Origin of the sequence: Marinobacter bryozoorum, from assembly GCF_023156245.1 — a bacterium.
GTDB classification, from domain to species: Bacteria; Pseudomonadota; Gammaproteobacteria; order Pseudomonadales; family Oleiphilaceae; genus Marinobacter; species Marinobacter bryozoorum.
The window spans coordinates 60163-83035 of sequence record NZ_JAKZAH010000017.1 but is presented as its reverse complement, the minus strand read 5'-3'; the positions used below and the strand labels follow the sequence as shown (position 1 = coordinate 83035).

The 22873-nt window shown below is 59.7% G+C and carries 20 protein-coding genes and 1 other RNA gene; 15 read left to right on the top strand and 6 right to left on the bottom strand.

Translation table 11 applies throughout. The features are described 5' to 3' along the window. Position 1: 1 nt before the first annotated feature. Positions 2-427 (bottom strand): host attachment protein, encoded by a 426-nt coding sequence (locus MLC59_RS11190; protein ID WP_248234314.1) that lies wholly within the window; start codon positions 425-427, stop codon positions 2-4. Between the two features lie 309 nt (positions 428-736). Here MLC59_RS11190 and MLC59_RS11185 point away from each other — a divergent pair, with 309 nt between their 5' ends. Together MLC59_RS11185 and MLC59_RS11180 are read left to right on the top strand one after the other, a co-directional pair. Then, complete coding sequence (locus MLC59_RS11185; RefSeq protein WP_248234312.1) at positions 737-1450, top strand: lytic transglycosylase domain-containing protein; 714 nt, start codon at positions 737-739, stop codon at positions 1448-1450. A 149-nt stretch (positions 1451-1599) separates the two neighbouring features. Next, a complete protein-coding gene (locus tag MLC59_RS11180; protein ID WP_248234310.1) occupies positions 1600-3084 on the top strand; it encodes a bifunctional 2-methylcitrate dehydratase/aconitate hydratase in 1485 nt (494 codons plus the stop codon). 30 nt (positions 3085-3114) lie between these two features. Here the strand turns inward: MLC59_RS11180 and prsR are convergent, their stop codons facing one another. The 5 genes from prsR to MLC59_RS11155 form a co-directional block, all read right to left on the bottom strand. Further along, a complete protein-coding gene (prsR, locus tag MLC59_RS11175; protein WP_345799769.1) occupies positions 3115-4488 on the bottom strand; it encodes a PEP-CTERM-box response regulator transcription factor in 1374 nt (457 codons plus the stop codon). 74 nt (positions 4489-4562) lie between these two features. Further along, on the bottom strand, positions 4563-6719 hold the full coding sequence (prsK, locus tag MLC59_RS11170) for an XrtA/PEP-CTERM system histidine kinase PrsK (protein ID WP_248234309.1): 2157 nt from the start codon (positions 6717-6719) through the stop codon (positions 4563-4565). A 65-nt stretch (positions 6720-6784) separates the two neighbouring features. Further along, the gene (locus MLC59_RS11165; RefSeq protein WP_248234308.1) at positions 6785-7732 is read right to left on the bottom strand and encodes an SDR family oxidoreductase; all 948 of its coding nucleotides are present in this window, start codon (positions 7730-7732) and stop codon (positions 6785-6787) included. Then, complete coding sequence (locus tag MLC59_RS11160) at positions 7732-8547, bottom strand: lysophospholipid acyltransferase family protein (RefSeq protein WP_248234307.1); 816 nt, start codon at positions 8545-8547, stop codon at positions 7732-7734. Before MLC59_RS11160 ends, MLC59_RS11165 begins: the two co-directional genes overlap by 1 nt. A 50-nt stretch (positions 8548-8597) precedes the next feature. Further along, positions 8598-9506 (bottom strand): D-hexose-6-phosphate mutarotase, encoded by a 909-nt coding sequence (locus tag MLC59_RS11155; RefSeq protein WP_248234306.1) that lies wholly within the window; start codon positions 9504-9506, stop codon positions 8598-8600. Between the two features lie 121 nt (positions 9507-9627). On the opposite strand from MLC59_RS11155, the gene MLC59_RS11150 reads away from it, so the two are divergent. The 13 genes from MLC59_RS11150 (at position 9628) to MLC59_RS11090 (ending at position 22819) form a co-directional block, all read left to right on the top strand. Beyond that, a complete protein-coding gene (locus MLC59_RS11150) occupies positions 9628-10329 on the top strand; it encodes a 2OG-Fe(II) oxygenase (RefSeq protein WP_248234305.1) in 702 nt (233 codons plus the stop codon). 109 nt (positions 10330-10438) lie between these two features. Further along, an RNA gene (gene ffs, locus MLC59_RS11145) (signal recognition particle sRNA small type) lies at positions 10439-10535 on the top strand. Between the two features lie 179 nt (positions 10536-10714). Further along, a complete protein-coding gene (gene dnaX / locus MLC59_RS11140; protein ID WP_248234304.1) occupies positions 10715-12817 on the top strand; it encodes a DNA polymerase III subunit gamma/tau in 2103 nt (700 codons plus the stop codon). A 29-nt stretch (positions 12818-12846) separates the two neighbouring features. Beyond that, positions 12847-13170 carry a YbaB/EbfC family nucleoid-associated protein gene (locus MLC59_RS11135; protein WP_248234302.1) on the top strand — a complete coding sequence of 108 codons (324 nt, stop codon included), beginning with the start codon at positions 12847-12849 and terminating at the stop codon, positions 13168-13170. Positions 13171-13256: 86 nt separating this feature from the next. Further along, positions 13257-13859, top strand: coding sequence for a recombination mediator RecR (recR, locus tag MLC59_RS11130; RefSeq protein ID WP_248234300.1), 603 nt, complete (start codon positions 13257-13259; stop codon positions 13857-13859). A 24-nt stretch (positions 13860-13883) separates the two neighbouring features. Next, positions 13884-15035, top strand: a complete 1152-nt coding sequence (locus tag MLC59_RS11125; RefSeq protein ID WP_248234299.1) for a ribonuclease D — start codon at positions 13884-13886, stop codon at positions 15033-15035. Beyond that, a complete protein-coding gene (locus tag MLC59_RS11120; RefSeq protein ID WP_248234298.1) occupies positions 15028-15321 on the top strand; it encodes a YcgL domain-containing protein in 294 nt (97 codons plus the stop codon). Before MLC59_RS11125 ends, MLC59_RS11120 begins: the two co-directional genes overlap by 8 nt. Continuing rightward, positions 15318-15764: a YcgN family cysteine cluster protein gene (locus tag MLC59_RS11115; RefSeq protein WP_248234332.1), complete on the top strand. Its 447-nt coding sequence runs from the start codon at positions 15318-15320 to the stop codon at positions 15762-15764. Before MLC59_RS11120 ends, MLC59_RS11115 begins: the two co-directional genes overlap by 4 nt. Before the next feature lie 17 nt (positions 15765-15781). After that, complete coding sequence (locus MLC59_RS11110; RefSeq protein WP_248234296.1) at positions 15782-16150, top strand: hypothetical protein; 369 nt, start codon at positions 15782-15784, stop codon at positions 16148-16150. A 102-nt stretch (positions 16151-16252) separates the two neighbouring features. Then, the gene (locus MLC59_RS11105) at positions 16253-18409 is read left to right on the top strand and encodes a VWA domain-containing protein (RefSeq protein WP_248234295.1); all 2157 of its coding nucleotides are present in this window, start codon (positions 16253-16255) and stop codon (positions 18407-18409) included. A gap of 170 nt (positions 18410-18579) precedes the next feature. Continuing rightward, the gene (locus MLC59_RS11100; RefSeq protein ID WP_248234294.1) at positions 18580-19422 is read left to right on the top strand and encodes an AAA family ATPase; all 843 of its coding nucleotides are present in this window, start codon (positions 18580-18582) and stop codon (positions 19420-19422) included. A 63-nt stretch (positions 19423-19485) separates the two neighbouring features. Continuing rightward, complete coding sequence (locus MLC59_RS11095) at positions 19486-20664, top strand: vWA domain-containing protein (protein WP_248234291.1); 1179 nt, start codon at positions 19486-19488, stop codon at positions 20662-20664. A 472-nt stretch (positions 20665-21136) separates the two neighbouring features. Next, positions 21137-22819 (top strand): AMP-binding protein, encoded by a 1683-nt coding sequence (locus tag MLC59_RS11090; RefSeq protein ID WP_248234290.1) that lies wholly within the window; start codon positions 21137-21139, stop codon positions 22817-22819. The last annotated feature ends 54 nt before the right edge of the window (positions 22820-22873 follow it).

Below are 22873 nucleotides of genomic sequence, written 5' to 3'. Positions count from 1 at the left end.
ATCAGTGGTAGATATTCTGGTGGATGGTGGCTTCGTCCTCCGCCACCAGGTTCTTGTCCACGCTCTGGATCACGGCCTTCTCAAGGGGGCCGTTGAGCTTCTGACGGATCATGCCCAGAAAGCGGGGTGGCGCCACCAGGATCAGGCTTTCAAACTTGCCTTGCTGTCGGGCCTTGTCAAGGGTCTGGACAATTTCGCCGGCAAACAGCATTTCCTCATGCTCGGTGGCGCTCGCTTCCTGCATGGCGTGGCCCTGGCCGCGACTCTCCCGGGACCGGCCCGGCTGGTCCGTCACCAGTTCGCTTTCCTTCAGCCGGCCTTCCGGGTGTTCCAGGCGCTTCACTTCGGTAGGCATGGCCGTGCGGGCGGTGGTTGCCAGAATCCGTGCATTAGCACTGTCTGCGACCAGAATCCAGATCTTTTCCATGGTGTCCTCCAAGGTTTCGGGATAGGTAATCACTGGAACCCTTCCATTCTGAGTATGGATGATTCCGGCGATTTTTGTGGGCCTGTTGGTTAACCTTTACTGCCATTTTCCGGTTTTCAAGGACTCAATGGGTTAGCGAGCCTTAATTTCCGCGGGCTCAATGCCTTTTCCGACATTCCGAAATGTTGTCAGGTTCCGGTTTCATCGGGGTGATTTTGCTATCATTTCCTTAACCTTCCGGCCGCGTTGGCCGGGAATGGTCCGGTCGGGCTGTTCAGGTGTGTTCGCGACGATTGCCAAGAGGTGTAGATGGGGCGCCCCGTCCATTTGCTGATCAACATACTGCTGTGTCTGTTACCCGTTGTGCTGGCCGCGCCCGCGGTATCGGCTGATACGGTGCGCCGCATTGTTCATCCAGACGGCCGGGTTGAGTACACCAATGCCCCCGCAGGCCGCAAGGCCCTGGCCAGCACCGGCCGGGAAACGGTTTATAAGTACAAGGACGAGAACGGGGTAGTGACGTTCAGCGAGGCGCGGCCGTCCCGGGCAGCCTTTGATGTCATTCGTTTCGAATGCTACGCATGCAGGCCGGACTCGCAAGTGAACTGGCAACGCACCCCGCTGTTTACGGGGCGTTATGACGACGAAATCAATACCACTGCGCAGGAGTTCAGCATCGACCCGGCCCTGGTTCGCGCTGTGATCCACGCCGAGAGTGCGTTCAATCCACAGGCGGTTTCCTCCAAGGGGGCGCAGGGCTTGATGCAGCTGATGCCTGGAACGGCACAGGAGGTCGGCGTCACCAACGCCCTGGACGCTGGCCAGAACATTCGCGGTGGGGTTAACTACCTTGCCCGCATGATTGAGCTCCACAATGGTGATGTCCGCCTGGCGACCGCTGCCTATAACGCGGGCCCGGGGGCCGTCCGGCGGCACAATGGTATTCCCCCCTATGCAGAAACCCGGGCCTATGTGGAGCGGGTCGGTATTCTCCATGAACGTTATCGCCTGGCCAGCAACTGACCTCACTCATTCACGGCCCTGGTGTTCAGGGCCTGCTATGCCCTCCATGACCCCCGCCGGTTGATCAGGTGGCCCTCCCATAGTCTAGACTGATCGGAATCGGGCCATGATCCATGATCATGGCTGTTATCCGAAATTGAGGAGGTCCCATGAACGCCAACGCCGACCAGAATGTCCGCCCGGACTATGACGATGTGATCAAGTCTATTGCAGACTATGTGCTGGAGACCCCCATCGATAGCGAGGAAGCCTGGACCACAGCCCGCTATTGCCTGATGGATACCCTGGGGTGTGGACTGCTGGCACTTCGTTTCCCGGAATGCACCAAACACCTAGGGCCGCTGGTCCAGGGTACGTTGGTACCCCATGGTGCCAGGGTGCCTGGTACGTCTTTCGAGCTGGACCCGGTCAAGGCTGCCTGGGATATCGGCTGTATCGTGCGGTGGCTGGACTATAACGACACCTGGCTGGCGGCGGAGTGGGGTCACCCCTCTGATAACCTGGGTGGCATCCTGGCGGTGGCGGATCACCTTTCTCGCCGGCGAGTGGCCAACGGTGAAGCACCTTTGACTATGAAAACGGTGCTGGAAGCCATGGTCAAGGCCCATGAAATCCAGGGTGTGCTGGCACTGGAGAACTCCTTTAACCGGGTCGGGCTGGACCATGTGGTGCTGGTCAAGGTCGCGTCCACTGCCGTGACGGCCTGGCTGATGGGGGCTGACCGGGACCAGCTGCTGTCGGCGTTGTCCCATGCCTGGGCAGACGGCCAGGCACTTCGTACCTATCGCCATGCCCCCAATGCGGGCTCACGAAAATCCTGGGCCGCCGGGGACGCCACTTCCCGGGCCGTAAGGCTCTCGGATATCGCCCTGAGAGGGGAAATGGGCATACCTGGTGTACTCACCGCGCCCCAGTGGGGCTTCTATGATGTCCTGTTCAGCAAGACCAACCGGGACCAGGCCATCAAGCCCGAGGATCAGAGGAAGTTCTCGCTACCGCAACCGTTTGGCAGCTATGTGATGGAGAATATACTGTTCAAGATCTCCTTCCCGGCGGAGTTCCACGCACAGACCGCGGCGGAAGCTGCTGTGCAGTTGCACCCCCAGGTACGGGCCCGGCTGGACGAGATCGACCGCATTGAACTGGTGACCCATGAGTCTGCCATTCGTATCATTTCCAAGCAGGGCAAACTGGCCAACGCCGCCGACCGGGATCATTGCCTCCAGTATATGGCCGCCGTGCCGCTGATTTTTGGCGAGCTGAATGCGGAACACTACGAGGATCGCTTCCATGAAACCCACCCGGTCATCGACGAGATCCGGGACAAGATGGAAGTGATCGAAGACGAACGGTACACCCGGGAATACCTGGAGCCGGACAAGCGCTCCATTGCCAACGCTATCCAGGTCTTCTTCAAGGATGGCAGTTCCACCGAGCGAGTAGCCGTGGAATACCCGATAGGGCACCGCCGGCGCAGGAACGAGGGGCTGCCGTTACTGGTAGAAAAATTCCGTACCAACCTGGCCACACGCTTCCCGTCACAAACCTGTGAGCAGATCCTGGCTCTCTGCGACCATCAGCAGACACTCGAGGAAACGCCTGTGCACCGGTTTATGGAGCACTTTGTGATCTGACCTTACGCAGAAGGCCTCAGCGGCCCGGGTTCAGGCCTGGGCCGGTTCCGTCGAGGTATCGATACGATACTTGTCAGTCAGGTTGTAGAGGGTCGGTCGGGTAATGCCCAGTAGTCGGGAGGCCTGCGCCATGTTGAACCCGGTGGTTTTGAGGGCCTGCAGGATGGCATTGCGCTCGGCGATTTCCCGAACCTGGCGGAGGTTGAGCTGGTTATCCGTCGGTTCGCAGTCATCAACGAGCTCCAGGTCACCGGCGGTCACCCGCTTGCCCTCGGCCATAATAGTGGCCCGTTTGACCTTGTTGATCATTTCACGGACGTTGCCCGGCCAGGGATAACTGTTAATGGCCCGCACTGCATCGTCACTGAACGACAGGTTGGGCCGGTCCAGCTGACGGGAAAGGGTCTGCAGCAGGGAGCGGGCGATGACCAACGGGTCGCCCTGGCGGTCCCGCAGTGCCGGCACATCCAGTGTGATCTCGCTGATCCGGTAGTACAGGTCTTCCCGGAACTCGCCGGCATCGATTAACTGACGCACGTCCTGGTGGGTGGCACAGACCACACGTACGTCCACATCCACGGGCCTGACGCTGCCCACCCGGTCCACGGAACGCTCTTGCAGGAAGCGCAGCAACTTGGCCTGGAGTGCCATGGGCATGTCGCCTATTTCATCCAGGAACAGGGTGCCGCCATTGGCGCTCTCGATCTTGCCCTTCTTGCTCTGGGTGGCCCCGGTAAAGGCGCCTTTTTCGTAGCCGAACAGCTCGCTTTCCAGCAGGTTCTCTGGAATGGCAGCACAGTTGATTGCGGCGAAGGGCTTGTCAGAGCGCGGACTGAGATCGTGTAACGCCCGGGCCAGCAGTTCCTTGCCGGTACCGGTTTCGCCGGTGATCAGGGTAGTGACATCCGTAGGAGCGACTTTTTCCAGGGTGCGGCATACCGACAGCATCTGTGGGCTCGCGGCGACAATCCCTTTGATATTGGTGCCATTACTCCGGCTGGCAAGTTCCCGGTTCTCCTCTTCGAGCTCCGCCAGCCGGAAGGCCCGGTTCACCACGAAGGTGAGGATATCCGCGTCCAGGGGTTTCTGGTAGAAGTCCGAGGCACCCATGCCGATGGCTTTGACGGCGTTTTCCTTGTCTTCGCGGCCGGTGACCACGATGACCTTTACCATGGGGGAAAGGCGGAGGATATCGTCAAGCAGCGCAAAACCCTCGGAGGCACCGCCCGGATCCGGGGGCAGGCCCAGGTCAAGGGTCACCACCTGGGGGTCATTACGGCGCAGGCTGGCCAGGGCACTGGCGCGGTCGGCGGCTACATCGACTTCCAGGTCGCTGCTGAAACACCAGCGCATCTGACTCTGGAGGCCCGGATCGTCTTCAACTATCAGCAATCGCTTGTTCACAACAACTCAAGTCCTTTTCCCTGTTGACATGACTTACTTGACCGCCCTCGGCCTGTGGTAAGTGTCGACTGTATTCAGGAGGAATGCAATCGCCCAGCCTGGCCCGGCAATGGCTGCGCCTGCGGCTCGACAATGTCCTTCTGCTCTTTCCCGGTTGTCCCGGCCCGGGGCGCCGGCTTCACCGTAGGCAGCAGCACCGAGAAGCAGGAGCCCATGCCGGGTTCACTGGTTACATCAATGTTGCCGCCGAGCTGACGGATATATTCCCGGGCCTGGTAGGCACCGATGCCCATGCCTGTCAGCCCCTTCGTGCTCTCAAAGGGCTTGAACAGGTGCATGCGAATGAACTCTTCACTCATACCGGAGCCGGTATCCTGGATGAACAATACCACGTGATCGGCGGACGCCTTGAGGGTGAGGGTGACTTCGCCATCTGGTGGCGTGGCATCCTGGGCGTTCTGTATCAGGTGGCCCAGTACGCTCCATAGCTGGTCCTGGTCTGCCTGCACCATGACCGGGTCTGAAGGTCCCAGAACCCTGGGTCGCGGGTGGTTGCGAGCATAGTGGGCGGCGAGGTTCCGGATCATCTGATGCAGGTTCAGTGGACTCTGTTCACCGTGGCCCTGGGCAGGCTTGCGGATGTGGTCCACCAGGTTGGACATTTTTTGTACCGCGTGGTCCGTGGTACTGATCATGTCATCGATAAACGCAGGGTTATCGCGATGGTGCGCGGAGTTTCGGACCAGTAGCGAGAGCTGGGCAATCAATGTTTTCAGGTCATGAACCATGAAGGCGGATGCCTTGCTCACCGCCTCGAACTGCATGGCCCGTGACAGCCGGTTCTGGGCGTCGGCCTGGGCCAGCAGGTTACAGGTCTGCCGGGCGACGACCCGGACCAGGTCAAAGTTCTCCCAGTTAAGCTCTACCCGCGCATTGGGGCGGCCCACAAGCGTAATGGCGTAAAGTTCATTACCCAGGTACATGGGGATCAGCAACCATCCGTGCTCGAACTTCAGGATCGGATCAGGGATTTCCAGCAGGTTGTAACGCACCGGGTCGTTGCGATATTCGTCCATGTCGATGATCCATTCCCGGTCGCTGAAAAAGCGGGTCAGCTCGCAGGTGCCGTCGATACTGGTAAAACGCGGTTGCTCCAGGTTGACGACATTCTGCAACATGAAGTTGCCATCTTCGTCCCGTACCCAGAGCGCTCCGGAAGTGCTTTCTACCAGCCCCGCGAGGATACGGATGATCCGTTCCGGCAGGGGGGGGCGGTCACTGAGATTGGCCAGTTCCCGGGTCATCTTCAGCCATTCTTCCCGGTAGTCATATTTATAGTCGAAGAAGTTCTGGCTGATGAAGACCATCAGCCGGGCACGGAACCGTCGGGAGGTGAGCAGGAGGCCGAGGAAGGCCAGTGCGCCAGTGATAAACAGGATCTGCAGGGCATCCCCCCAGTCCCCCCCGAGCACCCGCACGTAGTAGCCCCCGGCAGCGGCAAACAGAAGGTAGATACCGGCGAAAACAAGTGCACTGACATGGAACATGGCGTTCCGGGAGAGCTGGAATTCTACTGGCTGCTTGCGCGTGTTCATCATGGTGATGCCCAGCAGGGGCACAATCAGCGCGTTCACCATGCCCCGGGCATCCCAGAAGCCGCTGGAGATCTGCCCGAAAAGCAGCGCGTCTGTATACATGAAGAAGTCGTAGGCGAACAGCGTCAGTATGCCGATACACAGGTACCGAATGCTTGAGCGACTCGACTGCAGGGAGTTGCGCCAGATCTGCTCCACCAGGCAGATACCCAGCAGGGAAAGGGCAATCTGGCCGACGATCTTGAGCTTGCCGCTGACAAGGGGAATGGACAGAAGGGCTTCCAGTGCAGCCAGCGTGAACAACACGAAAATCACGGCAAAGGTGAACAAGCCCAGTACCCGACGGGTTCGGCCAGCGGCCAGGATCTGTCGGTCGGCGGCTCTGAGCAGCGCCAGCAAAACCATTACCCAGCCTGCGTCGCGCAGGAGTTCCAGCAGGTAGCGAGCGATGAACGAGGGCTCTCCCCAGACTTGCTGGCTCACCAGCGAGCCCGCCCACAAAGTGGACAGTAACGCTGAAAACAGCAGCATCTGGTCAGACGTCCGGCGCAGGTAACGGGTAATGATCAGCCCGCCCAACAGCAGGAATGCCAGGGTGGCGGCGGCATGGCTGATCAGTCCGAATTCATTGAACATCAACTGCACATCCTGTGATCAGTTCTTTATCCGGCGGTTCTCAGCGCCCGTCCGGAACATCGGGCCTACACCGGGTGCTTGTTCTCCCGATAATAGTGAAATATATCATCCAGGGACCGCCGGGGGTGAAACCCGAAGTCCCGGGCAAAGGACCGCCCGTCGATAATGACAGGGTACTTGAAAAAGTCCATCAGATACGGCGGAAAGCGCCTCAGGTTGATCAGTCGCAGCAGGGTACGGGGGAGGACCGGTGGTATCGAGGGGATTGGCACCCGGCTGCAACCGCACAATTCCAGCGCCCGCTGGTAGGCCACCCAGTCTTCCGGGGCCACGTTGTAGATACCCTTGCGGCGGTATTGCCAGGCAGCCACGATGGCATCCGCCATGTCGTCAATATGAATGAACTGCATCATCGGCGAGAAGCCTGCCAGTACCGGGGCCCGCTCTCCGGAGAGCAGGGTGCTGATGGCGTTACGAACACCAGGGCCGACGATGTTGCAGGGGCGCAGCACGGTAATGTTCAGGTTGGGGTAGCGCCAGAGGTAGATGTTGGCCAGGTTTTCGAGTTCGACCGAGTCGACCAGGTCCATGGTGAGGCCTGCGGCTTTCAGGGGCGCTTCTTCGTTAATAAGGGCCGGGTTGAACGGGACCGCGCCATACACATAGTAGGTGGACAGGATGATCACCCGGCTGACGTTGTACTTGTGGCTGAGGTCCAGCAGCTTCTGGCTGCCCAGGACGTTGGCATTGTAACGCCGCAGCCGGTTCTCCTGGCTGGACATGATGCGGCCCAGGTGGATAACGCCATCGAAGTGAAAGCGGCGGAAGATATCTTCAAATACCCGCTTGTTGAAGTCGATGCAGTAGCTGGGAATGTCGTCGCCAAGCCAGACCTGTTCGCGGAAATCTACCGCCACCAGGTCACAGCTCTCCCGTAGCTGTCCGATGACCTGTTGGGCCAGGGTGCCCGCGGCGCCGGTCACCAGTATCTGGGGTCGTTTGGGTGCTGCCATCAGAACAGCCTCTTGCGCTGGTTGAGTCCCTTCTTGATCATTTCGCCTACTGCTGCCTTTACCAGGTCTACCCGGGCCGTCACTTGCTCCTCCGGGATATCATCGTTGTCAAAAACCATGGGGTCACCGACACAGATATGCACCTTGGCTGGCAGCACCACGGGTGCCGCCAGGGGGAAGTAGGGCAGCCCCAGCATCCGCGCCAGGGGTTTGATGTTGGCCAGCGTGGGTATGGTTTCCTCGCACCCGACGACGCCCACCGGAACTACGGTGGCGCCATGCTCCATGGCCAGGTGCATGAAGCCGTTGCCGAACCGTTTCAGTTGATAACGGTCGCGGTAGAGCTTGCCCGATCCCCTGACACCTTCGGGAAAGACAATCACAGCCTCGTCGTTCGCCAGCATGCGCGCGCAGTTAACGGGATCGCCGAGTACCGCACCAAACTGGTTTAGCAGGTTGCCCAGATAGGGAACGGTGGGGAAAAAGCGCTCGATCATCGCTCGGGGGAGCCGTGGTCTTTTCTTCCGGGACGCCAGCGCGAAGCCTATCAGAAGTCCGTCGATGGGCAGTTGGCCGCTGTGGTTCGCAATAATCAAAACCGGCCCCTCGGCAGGTATCTTGTCGATACCGTCTACTTCTACCCGGAAGTACTTATCGTAGATTTCACGGGTGATGGCATAGCCGATTTTCAGGGTATCGTTGTTATAACCCCAGGGATCATAACCCAGGGAGCCGATGGGCTTGCCGATGCTGTCGATCTCCTGGTCCAGCTCCGGGGAAACCAGTCGTCGCTTAAGAAACTCTGCCAGACTCATGGGTCATCCTTTGTCCTGTCTAAACCGAGTATAGGCGATGTATGGTGACATCAGCGATCGGCACTGATCGTGCGCAGGGTCATGGTCAGGGTGTGTGACTGGCCGGGTGCCAACTCCCGGAAATCATCCACGGCATTCGCCGTTTCGACACACAGCATCCCGGTCCAGCCGTCATCGGGGAAGTCGGAAAGCCTGCGGGCTTTCTCTGGCCCCGGGTTCCACACCACCGTGGAACCGCTACCACCGGCTGTCAAGCGAAAGCCCCGGTTACCCGCCTCTACGTTGATCTCCGGTGCCGCCTGGTAGATGCGGTCCGTCTCGCTTTCAAAGTTTACTTTGCCCTGCTGTTGTTTTGGTTGCCAGTTCTCCAGGGTTTCCAGGTAGGCGGCACCTTCGAGGCCTGACAGTGTGGTCCGGGCTATGTCGTCTGTTGGCAGGTAAGTGTGCAGAGCCTGGGTGAACGCGAGCGGTTTGTCGCCGGTATTGTCGGTCGTCAGTGCCAGCGAGAGTGAGTCAGGCCGGAACCGGAAGGTCAGCCTGGTCCTTGCCCGGCCGCGCCAAAGGGTAAGGTGCTGCACAGAGGGCGCGAGGGTCAGCGACACCGTGACCCCGCTTTCGGACTCCTGAAGCTCCGCCAGGCTCCATAGTGCCGTTCTCGCGAAACCGTGCGCGGGCAGGTCATGGGCTTCGAACAGCGAGCGCACGGCACCCGGGTTTCGGGCTGGATCACCAAACCAGGGCCAGCAAACTGGAATGCCGCCCCGAATGGCTCGCCCCTGTGCAAATCGTGCCGTGGGACTCAGCCAGAGCCAGCTTTGCTCTCCGGAGGGTGCAAACCGGATAAGGTGTGCCCCCTGCAGTGCGATAGTCGCCTGAAACCCGGGGTGGCAGATCTCTATGGTGTCGAGCTCGCCGGTCCGGGTAGGTCGTGCAAAACGGGAGTCTGCGAGGTGGGCCATGGAATTCCTTGCAATTCGCATCCGGATAACGGTAACTGACTATGAAAAATCGGGACCGGGGGCTTCCCGTGCCCCGACAAAGGTCTAGAATGCCGTTTTTTACCCGCCGGGAAAACCACTGATGACCACTGCCGTTGCTAATGTCCTGAATCCTGCCCCAGTGGCCGCTGAACCGGGCTTGCCCCAGGCCGATGAATCCTGGCTGGATGCCATCGCTACCAACCTGACTGAATGGGGGTGGCTCAACCTGGACGCCAGTAATCGCCTGGGGCCGGCATTGCTGGCGCAGCTGAGAGAGGAAGTGGAAATCCTTGAGAAAACCGCATCCATGGAGCATGCCGGGGTGGGCCGTGGCACCGACTTTACCCGGGACCGCTCGGTTCGCCGGGATCGGATCGCCTGGCTGAACGGCCAGACGCCTGCACAGCAGCAGTTCTTTGACTTTCTGGAGCAGGTTCGGGTCGGCCTCAATCAAAGGTTGTTCCTGGGTCTGCAGCGATTTGAATCCCACTACGCCAGTTATCAGCCGGGTGATTTTTACCGCCGCCACCTGGACAGTTTCCGTGGACGCGCCTCACGGGTAGTCAGTATGGTCCTGTATCTCAATGAGGGCTGGCTCGTTGAGGATGGGGGAGAGTTGCAGGTCTTCAACCGGGAGAACCCGGTGGAGGTCTGTGGCAGGGTGCTGCCGGATGCGGGCAGGGTAGCTATTTTCATGAGTGAAGAGGTGCCCCATGAGGTGCTGCCTGCAGCCCGCACCAGGCATAGTATTGCCTGCTGGTTCCGGCAGGACGTGGTGCCGGTACCTCTGCAAGTGGGCTGAGCAGGCACGTTTTTTTGCGCCATAGAGAGAACAGGCATTGATACCACCCCCGGCTGTTGCTACTATGCGCGCCGCGTTCGGGTAATCCGGACCGCCGTTATGGTGGTCCTGCCGGTGCCCCCGCAACGATAAACCGTGAACCCGGTCAGGCCCGGAAGGGAGCAGCCGCAGCGGTGGACTCGTGTGCCGGGGTGTCGCTGGTGGGGCCACCCCCAGTTTTCTTCTCCTGTTTACCTCCTTTCCTGTAAGTCCCGATCCGGAGCGTGCCTTTATCACGCCGGGTTAACGTCCTGATGCTACCGCTTGAAACAGCTGCCTGCTTCTTCGGGATGCCGGTCCGTGATAAGCTTTTCCCCTACTTTTTTCTCTGTGCAGTGACGGCCCTATGAGTTATCAGGTACTCGCCCGGAAGTGGCGTCCCAGAACATTCCAGGACATGGTGGGGCAGGAGCATGTGCTGCAGGCACTGGTACATGCCCTGGAGCACAACCGGCTTCACCACGCCTACTTGTTTACCGGTACCCGGGGTGTAGGCAAGACAACCATCGGGCGCCTGCTGGCCCGCTGCCTGAACTGTGAAACCGGCGTGACCGCGAACCCCTGTGGGGAATGCCCAAGCTGCCAGGAGATACTCGATGGCCGCTTCGTAGACCTGATCGAAATCGACGCTGCCTCCCGCACGGGGGTGGATGATATGCGCGAACTGACCGACAACGTTCAGTATTCGCCTACCCGCGGCCGTTTCAAGGTGTACCTGATCGATGAGGTACACATGCTTACCAACCAGTCTTTCAACGCTTTCCTTAAAACACTGGAAGAACCGCCGGAACACGTCAAGTTCCTGCTTGCCACGACCGATCCCCAGAAGCTGCCAGTCACGGTGCTGTCTCGTTGTTTGCAGTTCAACCTGAAGCGGATGACGCCGGAGCATATCGTCGGCCATCTGCGCTACATTCTGGGAGAAGAGTCCATACCTTTCGAAGAGCCGGCCTTGTGGCAACTGGCCCGGGCGGCGGACGGCAGCATGCGCGACGCCCTCAGCCTGACGGACCAGGCCATTGCTTTCGGAAACCAGAAGCTTGCCGCCAGTGATGTCAGCAGCATGCTGGGCACCATTGATCAACGGGATGTGGAGAAGCTGGTAGAAGCCCTGGTAACCGGCAATGGCCCCGAGCTGTTGGCAGAGATTGACCGAATCTCGGATTTTGCGCCTGACTTCAACGCCATTCTGGCGGACCTGCTTTCGCTGTTCCACCGGGTTACCATGGAGCAGGTCGTGCCCGGCAGTGCCGATAACGCCATGGGTGATGCTCACCGGGTGCAGGAGTTGGCTCGCCAGTTAAGCGCAGAAGACGCGCAACTTTTTTACCAGGCAGCCCTGGTGGGGCGCAAAGACCTGGAGATTACCCCGGATGCCCGCATGGGATTTGAAATGACCCTCCTGCGGATGCTGGCCTTTCGCCCGGGCGTAGATCAGCGCGATCCGCCGGCGGTAGCGCGTCGTGAGGCGCCTGCAGAACCCCGGCAGCCCTCTGCAGAACGCCCTGAGTCCTCTGAGGTCAACGCCGGCACACCGGATCGCACCGCCGGACGGGAAGGCACCACAGCCGCGGGGGATGGCGAAGGCGAAAGGGATTCCGGCGAGGAACCCGCCCCTGCGGCTCTTGAAACACCCCCAGGGCAACCCAACCTCAAGGCTGACGACCCGGAAACGGGTGTAGCCGGCGCAACCACCGATGACGAGCCCCCGTCTGTAACGCCAGCGATTGGCCCAGGGCCGGTGGAGGTACCTGGGGCGCCCCCCCAGCCACAGGCCTCTGCGTCAGCACCGGCAGCCAGTCTGGAAGATGACAGCCTGATGGCCATGGCGGACCAGATGGCGGGGGGGGACTCAGATGACGATGTCCCCTGGGACACCGGGCCTGGAAACATTGCCACAGAAGAGGGCGCAAGCCCCACTGCGACAGCACCGGTTGTACCAGGGGCGAGCGTATCGGAGCTACCGGAAGGTGCAGTCGACAGCCAGCCCCAGACAGAATCCCGGGACCCTGGTAATAAGGCGTCGTCGCCGGTACCGGATGAACCCGGTGAGTTGCTGGGTGCAGAGGGTTTTGTCTGGTCCAGGGACTTTCGGCAGCTGGGCATTGTCGGCATGCCGGGCAACCTGGCAAGCCAGGCGTCCTGTGAGCGGGATGGCGAGCGCTTTGTACTGACCCTGGACGAAGGGCACTACCGCCTGCTGACCGACCGTCACCAGCAGCGAATCCTGGAAGGCCTTCGGCAGGCATTTGGCGAGGCTGTCACCCTGGAGGTGACGCCCGGTGACGCCGGCGACCAGACGCCGATCGCCTGGGAGGCACGGGAAAAGGCCCGCCGCCAGCAACAGGCTGAGCAGTCCATTGAACAGGATCCGCTGGTCCAGGCCATAGTGGAACGGTTTGAGGGCCGGGTCGTCAAAGAAAGTATCCGGCCGCTGAAAGCCGGTTAAAGGCGCAACCGAATCGAGAGGTAGACACGATGATGAATGGCATGGGCGATCTGATGAAAAAGGCCCAGCAGATGCAGGAAGAAATGCAGAAGGCCCAGGAGGAGGCAGCCAAGGCTGAGGTGACCGGTGAGTCCGGTGCCGGCCTGATCAAGGTGACGATGAACGGTCGCCATGATGTGAGCAAGGTATCCATTGATGACTCCCTGATGTCGGAAGACAAGGAAGTTCTGGAAGACCTGCTTGCTGCGGCCATTAACGACGCCGTTCGCCGGGTCGAGGCGGAGCAGAAGGATCGCATGTCCGGAATGATGTCGGGTATGGGGCTGCCCTCCAACTTCAAGATGCCCTTCTGACGGCCGTTAACCATGATGATGGCTGCGCCTCTGATTGCGGGCGAAGTTGTCGATGACCGCTCACAGCTGTAGTTGCAGGAGTACGGATGGCTTTCAGTCCACTGGTGGATGAACTGGTTGAGTCGTTAAGGTGTTTACCTGGCGTTGGCCAGAAAACGGCCCAGCGTATGGCGTTCCATCTGCTGGAAAAAGGGCGCAGTGGCGGTGAAAGGCTGGCCGGCGCCCTGTCTTCTGCCATGACGGGTGTGCGTCGGTGTGACAGTTGCCAGAATTTCTCGGATACGGCTGTGTGCCCCATCTGTGAGAAACCGGAGCGTCGAACCGGCACGCTCTGCGTGGTAGAAAGCCCCTCCGATCTGTTAGCCATCGAGCAGGCTGGTGATTACCGGGGCGGTTATTTCGTGCTGATGGGTCACCTGTCACCCATTGACGGCATCGGCCCGGAGGATATCGGTGTTGAGCTGTTGCTGCGACGTGTGCGGGATGAGTCAGTTACGGAACTGATCCTCGCGACCAACCCCACGGTAGAAGGCGAGGCTACGGCACACTATATTGCCGATCGACTCGACGGCACCGGCGTGCTGACAACCCGGCTGGCCCATGGTATCCCGGTGGGTGGCGAGCTGGGCTATGTGGACGGTTTCACCCTGACCCACGCCTTCCGGGGTCGCAAGCCCCTGTCAGACTAATTCAAAGGCTTCCCAGGAGATTTCATGAACCAGGCTTTACCCCCGGTACCCGCGGTACAGACGCCCCAGTGGCTGGAGACGGTTACCGACCTTGAAGCCTGGCTGGAGGCACACCAGCAGTACCCGCTTGCCCTGGATACAGAGTTCGAGCGGGTCTCTACCTTCTTCCCCATTCCCGGGCTTGTCCAACTGGGTGCCGGGGATTCCTTGAGGCTGGCGGAACCGTCGGTAGTCGAGCAATCCTCCCGCTTCCGGGAGGTGCTGGCAGACCCTGGCAAGCCCAAGTTGCTCTATGCAATGGGAGAAGACCTGGAGCTGTTCCGGCACTGGCTGTCGCTGGAACCCCGGGGGCTACTGGACCTGCAGTTAGGCGCGGCGCTGGCCGGGGCTGGCTTTTCGGTAGGCTACGCGCGGCTGGTGGAGAGCCTTTTTGGGGAAACCCTCGACAAATCCGTTACCCGGTCTGACTGGCTCGCCCGCCCCCTCAGCGATGCACAGTTGCGATATGCGCTGGACGATGTCCGCTTCCTGCTGCCACTGCACGATTGGGTTGCGGCCCGTCTCGAGGCACGGGGTATGCCTGGCGCCATGGCGGAAGAGTCAGACCGGTTTGCCGATGACTTGCTCGCCCTTTCGGAGCCGGGTAACTGGTACCTGAAACTGCGTGGTGGCTGGCACCTGGCACCTGAAAAGCAGGGCGTACTCAAGGCCCTGGTGGCCTGGCGGGAGGAAGAGTGCCGCCGTCGGGACCGCCCCCGTAACCGGGTGTTGTCCGATGCTGCCCTGATCAACCTGGCGGATCGACTGCCGGGCACCGCTGGTGCCATGTCCGGGGTGGAAGATGTTCCCCCGGTGGTTATCCGTCGTTACGGGGATCAGTTGCTGGCCATTATTGGCGAGGCGCAAACCGCCGGCGAGGTCCCGGATCCACTGATCGAGCGGCCCCTGACCCGGCCGCAGCAGGACCAGTACCGCAAGGTTAAAAAGCTGATGGCCCGTGCTGCCGAGCAGGCAGATGTGCCCGTGGAGCTGCTCGCGCCGCGGAAGCGGCTGGAATCCCTGCTCCGCCAGCGCGATCTCAAGGTGCTGGAAGTATTTGCCTCCGGCTGGCGTCACCAGGTGTTGGCGCCGGTACTGGATGACATCAAAGTTTTACTGGAACCCCGCAATGACTGAGAAGACCTTTGTATCCGTATTCCGCAGTAGTAAGCGGGAAGGGACCTATATCTACCTGCGCCGTGGCCACGACTGGAACGACCTGCCCGAATCATTGCGGGAGCTGTTCGGCACTCCGGTGCCCGCCCTCGACCTGGTCCTGACCCCCGAACGCCGGCTGGCCCGGACCACGGGAAAGGAAGTGCTGGAGGCCATCTCAGAGAAAGATTACTATCTCCAGCTTCCAGAAAAAGCCGACAGTTATATTGTATCGTTCAAGGAAAAGCTCAGGGGCTTTGGTGCCTGATGGCCGACATCCCCTTCTGGCAGCGCAAGCGCCTCGGCGAGATGTCCGCGTCAGAGTGGGAGTCGCTCTGTGACGGTTGTGGAAAATGCTGTCTGACAAAGCTGGAAGATGCCGATAGTGGCGAAGTTTACTACACCGACCTGGCTTGCCGGCAGATGGATACGGCAACCTGTCGCTGTAAGAACTATGAGCAGCGTCAGCAGATTGTACCGGAATGTACGGTGCTGACCCCGGATAACATCGGAGAGTTCCACTGGTTGCCCATGACCTGTGCCTATCGCACCCTGGCGGAAGGGCGGCCCCTGCCAGACTGGCACCCGTTGCGCTCCGGATCCCCGGATACGGTGCATGAGGCAGGTGTGTCCGTTGCCCACCGGACGACACCGGCGAATGAGGTGCCGGACGAAGACTGGGAAGAACACATTATTCACTGGGTATTGTGAAGGAACCATTGAGACCTATGACTGATTCACTGGCCATTGCCACCATGGATGCCGACTCCCAGACCGCCTACGCCCTGTTCTGGGGTATCTACGTGGTAGGATTTGTGCTGTTTTACTGGGCCATGACGAGGCTGTTCCGCTTGCTGCCACTGTATGGGCTGCGCACCCTGCTCAAGGCAGCGCTCATTGCGCTGATTGCTACCCCGGTTCAGTCTTCGGTGGTAGATGGCTGGTGGGTGCCGGCCTGGCTGTTCGGTGGTTACGAGAGCTTCCTCGGCGAACCAGCGGAGGCCGCCAGGGCGTTCTTCAATATGGGCGTGGCAGCTCTGATTATGGCACTGGTCTGGATGCTGGACCTGGTGCGGTACCGCTTTATGCGGCGCTGACGGCCAGCAGGGATACCCGCATGCCTTACTGAGGTGGCGGACATTGGCCCGGGACGGCGCGAGAACATCGGGAAACCCGAACGATAACAAGAGGACCCGTTCATGCTGTTGCGAAAGCTGTTTTTCACGCTGACCGTAGTGGTCACGTTGATGCTTTCCCCTGTCTACGCCCAGCAAGGCCAGGGCGAACCCGTGCGGGATATACGGGTGGTGGTGGATATCTCCGGAAGCATGAAACTCAACGATCCGGACAATCTCCGGCGCCCGGCCGTCCGGTTGCTGACGGGTTTGCTGCCAGATGCGACCGGTGTGGGGCTGTGGACCTTTGGCCGGGAGGTCAACATGCTGGTTGCGCACAGCTCCCTAGATGACGGCCAGCGGAACGCGTTGAATGCCGGGTCAGAGAAGATCAATTCCGTTGCACAACGGACCAATATTGGCGGTGCCATCGAAGCCGCCAGTGATAAGTGGTTTGCCCCCGGCCGGTCTCTGGCCAACACCCACCTGATTCTCCTGAGTGATGGCAAGGTTGATATAGACCCCAGTCCTGCCCGCAACAACGCCGAGCGCGACCGCATTCTCGAAAAGCTGGTGCCCAGCCTGGCATCGGAAGGGCTGACGATCCATACCATTGCCCTGTCTGCCGAGGCTGACCTTGACCTGTTGGGGGCGATCGCAGACCACACCGGCGGTGTTGCCCACGTCGCGGAGTCCGCCGACGAGCTCAGCCGTATTTTCGCCGACACCCTGGGCCAGGCCGTCCCGGCGAATGAGGTCCCGCTGGACAATAACCGTTTCACCGTCGACCAGGGCGTCGAGGAATTCACCGCCCTGATCTTCAGCAGTACAGCTCCGGAGGATCGGCAGCTGACATTGCTACACCCGGACGGTACCCGTGCTGTGCCCGACAATGCGGGTGAGGCAGTGCGCTGGGCCCGGGAAGTCGGCTATGACCTGATTACGGTTGACAACCCTCCAGCCGGTGAGTGGCAGCTGGAAGGTACGCTGGGTGAGGGTAGTCGGGTGACCGTCGTCAGTGACCTTCGCCTGGAAGTAAGCCCCATTCCCGCCCGGTTCTTGCCGGGTGAGGCCCTCCGGCTGGAGGCCTTCTTTACAGAGGAAGGTGAGCGTATCACCGACGCCGACTTCCTGCGTGTTATCAATGTTCGCCTGACCATGACCACTGGCGACGGTCGTCAGGGTACCCGAACCCTCAGCGCAGATCAGCCGCCGGCAGATGGTATCTACCGGGACACGATTTCCCGCCTGGAGGAGCCGGGCCAGTACCAGCTGGAGCTGGAAGCGGACGGTGGTACCTTCTCCCGCAAGTTCCGGCAGACACTCACCCTGGCGGCTCCCGAGGCGTCAGGGCAGGGGCCCGCACTGGATGGACCTGTTGAAACCGAGTCCGAGCCAGTGCCCGAGGAGGAGCTTGAAGCCGACGTTGCTGGCGAGGGTCCTGTGGACCTCAGCGAGCTGGAAGAAAGCGCGCCGGAGCCGGAAGACCCGGCCGCCACACCGGAAACCCCGGCTGAGTCGTCAGAAGAAAGCCGCTTCATGAAAGACCTTTGGCCCTGGTTGGTTGCCGCCGGCGCATTGTTGCTGATAATTCTGGGCGTTGTCCTGTTCCTGCTGCGCCGAAGACGGCAGTCAGCGCCAGATGAAAACAAAGCTGGAGATACTGCCGAGGCAGCGCCGGCTGTTGACCCGGAACCGGAACCCCCCGTCGAGGCAGAAGCGGAACCCTCGGCGGAGGTCACCGAAGATGCCGAACAGCAAGACACTCCGCCTGTCGTCGAGGAAGCCGCCGATGAGGTGGCGGATGACGAGCCAGAGGTCACTCAGAGTGATGCCCAGGCTACCACGGATGAGACCGGTGAGGCCGATGACCGGTCGCCGGCCGAGCCAGAGCCGCCTGTCGTGGAGGAGGCTCCTCCCGTAGACGAGCCGGAGGTGACCGAAGACGAGGCAAAGGCAGAGGCTGGCGGCACCGAAGAGGATGTGCCGGAGGAAGTCCAGGACGACCCGCAAATGCAGGCCGCGCCCGAGGTGGATGCGGCCGAACAAGCCAGCCGGGAGGACGATCCGGGGCTCGATGATTTTGATGACTCACTGCTCGAGGATGAAGACGGCGACGAATTTGGCCTGGAAGACTTCGATCTCTCTGATATCGATGATCTGCCAGACCTGGACGCCGAGGAGGACGAAAACACCAGGCAGCAAAAGCCCCCCGAAGACGAGGGCAAAAAAGACGGCTGACCGTCTTCGACACTGACTGCCATCCGTGCTGCTTATCAGTGACGGGTAAAAAATCTATACTCGTCCTCCATTAGTCACTGGCAGGCGATGCGCGTTTCCAGGACCTGCGGTCCGGGCCATCGCCAGTCTCTATTTTTAACGGTCAAACCAGAAAGACAGGATTTATTATCATGAAATTTACCGGTACTGATAAATATGTAGCCACCGAAGACTTGCAAATGGCGGTGAATGCCGCCGTCACCCTGCAGCGCCCGCTGCTGATCAAGGGTGAGCCAGGTACCGGTAAGACGCTGCTGGCGGAAGAAATGGCGGCGGGTCTCGGGCTTCGCCTGATCCCCTGGCACATCAAGTCCACGACCAAGGCCCAGCAGGGCCTGTACGAATATGACGCGGTTTCCCGTCTGAGGGACTCCCAGCTGGGGGACGAGAAGGTCAAGGACATTCGCAACTACATCGTCAAGGGCAAGCTGTGGGAGGCCTTCGAGGCCGACGAGCAGGTCGTGCTCCTGATCGACGAGATTGACAAGGCCGATATCGAATTCCCCAACGACTTGTTGCTGGAACTGGATCGTATGGAGTTCTTCGTCTACGAGACCCAGGAGTTCGTAAAGGCGAAGAAGCGTCCGATCGTGGTGATCACCAGTAACAATGAGAAAGAGCTCCCGGATGCCTTCCTGCGCCGCTGCTTTTTCCACTACATCGCCTTCCCGGATCACGACACCATGAAGACCATCGTGGATGTTCACTTCCCTGGTCTCCAGCAGGAAGTGGTGCGGGACGCACTGGAAGTGTTCTTCGATGTACGCAAGGTTCCGGGCCTGAAGAAAAAGCCGTCCACGTCCGAGCTGATTGACTGGCTCAAGCTGCTGTTGGCCGATGACCTGTCCCGCAAGATGCTGCAGGAGAGCGACACCAGCAGCGCCCTGCCACCCCTATACGGTGCCCTGGTCAAGAATGAACAGGACGTGCATCTTCTGCAGAAGCTGGCATTCATGGCTCGTCGCAAGAAGTGAGGCGTACGGGGCAATCTTGCCCCGGCGAACAAATGACTCAACGGCCTCTTTTGGGAGGACGCCATGCTGATAGATTTTTTCATGGAAGTTCGCGCAGCCAGGGTTCCGGCCAGCCTGCGTGAATTCCTCGACCTGCTGGAGGCCCTGCAGAAGCGGGTGGCCTTCGGTGATATGGAAGAGTTCTACTACCTGGCACGCTTGTGCCTGGTCAAGGATGAACGCCATTTCGACAAGTTCGATCGGGCCTTTGAATCGTATTTCAAAGGTATAGAAAACCTCGACGAGTTGATGGAAGCACTCATTCCTGATGACTGGCTGCGGGCAGAATTTGAAAAGCAGCTTTCTGATGAAGAGAAGGCGAAGATCGAGTCCCTCGGTGGCCTGGAAGAACTGATCGATACCTTCAAGAAGCGTATGGAGGAGCAGAAGGAGCGGCACCAGGGCGGCAACAAGTGGATCGGTACCGGTGGTACCTCGCCGTTTGGAGCCAACGGATATAACCCTGAGGGCTTCCGCATCGGGCAGAAGGAAGGCCGCCATGGCCGTGCCGTGAAGGTCTGGGAAAAGCGGGAGTTCCGCGACCTGGACGACTCCATCACCCTGGGTATCCGCAACATCAAGGTTGCCCTGCGGCGCCTGCGGAAGTTTGCGCGCCAGGGTGCGGCCGACCAGCTGGACCTGGATGACACCATCCGCTCCACCGCCCGTAATGCCGGTTACCTGGACCTGAAAATGGTGCCGGAACGCCACAACGCGGTGAAGGTGCTGCTGTTCTTCGATGTGGGGGGCTCCATGGACCCCCATGTACGTGTGTGCGAGGAGTTGTTTTCCGCCGCGCGGATGGAGTTCAAGCACATGGAGTATTTCTACTTCCATAACTTCATCTATGAGGCGGTCTGGACCAAGAACGTGCGTCGGCTCCACGAAACCACACCCATCTGGGACATCCTTCACAAGTACAGCCCGGACTATAAGGTGATCTTTATCGGCGACGCCACCATGGCTCCCTATGAAATCACCCACCCGGGCGGCTCCATAGAACACTGGAACGAAGAAGCCGGTGCCACCTGGTTCCAACGGGTAACCGATCACTTCCGCAAGGTGGTATGGCTGAACCCCCTGCCGGAAAGCTATTGGGGCAGGGGCGGCTCACTGGGTATAACCCGGCAACTGACGGGAGATCATATGTATCCACTGACCATTGAAGGGCTTGAGTCGGCCATGCGTCATCTGAGCAAGTGAGCGAAAAAGAGCCGATACACGGTTGAGAGTGTATCGGCTAAGCTCGGCATTTAACGCAAACACCTCCAGTAAGCGCCTGCGTTACCACTTCCTAAGCAGAATCGCTGCCAGTTCCGGAAAGTTCCCTTTTGATCAGCCGATTACCGCTATGTCAGGGTTTTCAGGCCCTTTGCTGGACCTGGGCCTGTAAAAAACACTGACGGATTAACGCGAAAGACATCACAGAGATCATCAGCAAACGTGCGGGTACCGGGCAGGATCTACCTGAAACAGCGTAAAACTGATATTCTCGCCTTTCTTTCGAGGCTGATACTTTTGTCTGCTTGTTTTTTCAGCGGAACCGGTTCCGTTGGAGAAAACTGGCTGGATGGTATCCCGACAAGTTGCAGCAGTCCTGTGCTGATCACGGCAGGGAATCCGGGGAAGCGAGGCTGCGACACTATAATCATAAGTAACTACAGGAGATGGAGCGATGGACTTTGAGCAGTTCTATCAGGACAAGTATCCACCCGGTGTGCCCCGTGAAATCGATCTCAACAAGTACCAGAGCATGGTTGATGTCTTCAACCAGTCGGTCAAGAAGTACGCTGATCGCCCAGCCTTCAGTGCGGTTGGCGTAACCCTCAGCTACGGCGAACTGGACGCCCAGGCCCGTAACTTCGCCGCCTGGCTGCAGAACAAGACCAACCTGAAGGCCGGTGACCGAATCGCCGTGCAAATGCCCAATGTTACCCAGTACCCGGTGGTTGTCTACGGCGCCATGCGCGCCGGACTGGTGGTGGTCAACACCAACCCGCTTTACACCACCCGCGAGATGGAACACCAGTTCAATGATTCCGGCGCCAAGGCGCTGGTGGTGCTGGCCAACATGGCGGCCAACGCCGAGAAGGTTCTGCCCCATACCGGCATCGAGCATGTCATTGTCACTGAGCTGGCTGACATGCACTCACCGGTCAAGCGTACCCTGATGAACGCCGCGGTGAAGCACCTCAAGAAAATGGTGCCGGCCTACAACCTGCCCCAGGCGCACAAGCTACCTGCGGTATTGTCCGCAGGGGCGAAGGAAAAGCTGGACGAAGCCAGGCCGACCCAGGACGACCTGGCGGTACTTCAGTACACCGGCGGTACCACGGGCGTGGCCAAGGGTGCCATGCTGACCCATGGCAACCTGGTGGCCAACCTGCTGCAGACTCGCCCGCTGCTGGAAGACAAGATCGAAGAAGGCAAGGAGGTGATGATTGCGCCCCTGCCTCTGTACCACATTTACTCCTTTACCCTGAACTGCGGCATCATGCTGGAAGCGGGGGCGCATAACGTGCTGATCCCGAACCCGCGTGATATTCCGGCGTTCGTGAAGGAGATGAAGAACCACAAGTTCACGTCTTTTGTCGGCCTGAATACCTTGTTTAACGGTCTTATGGCGAACGAAGACTTCCGCAGCCTGGACTTCAGCCAGATGAAGATGACCTCGTCCGGCGGCATGGCCCTGACCAGCGCCACGGCCAAGCGCTGGCAGGAAGTAACGGGTGTCGAGATTGCCGAAGGCTACGGTATGACGGAAACCTCTCCGGTCGTTACTTTCAACCCGCCCAGCGCCATCCAGCTTGGTACCATTGGCCTGCCTATCTGCAATACAGTGTGTAAAACCGTGGATGACGACGGTAATGACCTGCCCCTGGGTGAGCCTGGAGAGCTGTGTGTCAAAGGCCCACAGGTCATGCGCGGCTATTGGCAGCGTCCTGAGGAGACCCAGAAGTCCTTTACTGACGATGGCTACCTGCGCACCGGCGATGTGGCGGTTATCCAGGAGGATGGCTACATCCGGATCGTGGATCGCAAGAAGGATATGATCATTGTCTCTGGCTTCAACGTGTACCCGAATGAAGTGGAAGACGTGGTAAGCAGCCATCCGAAGGTGCTGGAATGCGCGGCGGTTGGTCTTCCCGACGAAAAGAGCGGCGAAGTGGTGAAGGTATACCTGGTGCCGTCTGATCCGAGCCTGAAGGAAGACGAGCTGCGCGAGTTCTGCCGTGAGCGCCTGACTGCCTATAAAGTGCCCAAGGCTTTCGAGTTCCGCGACGAGCTGCCGAAGACCAACGTGGGTAAGATCCTGCGTCGTGAGCTGCGTGACGAAGAAGTGAACAAGAACTCGTAAGTTCCGGCCTGACGCTGGAAAAACCCCGCTTCGGCGGGGTTTTTCGTGTTTGTT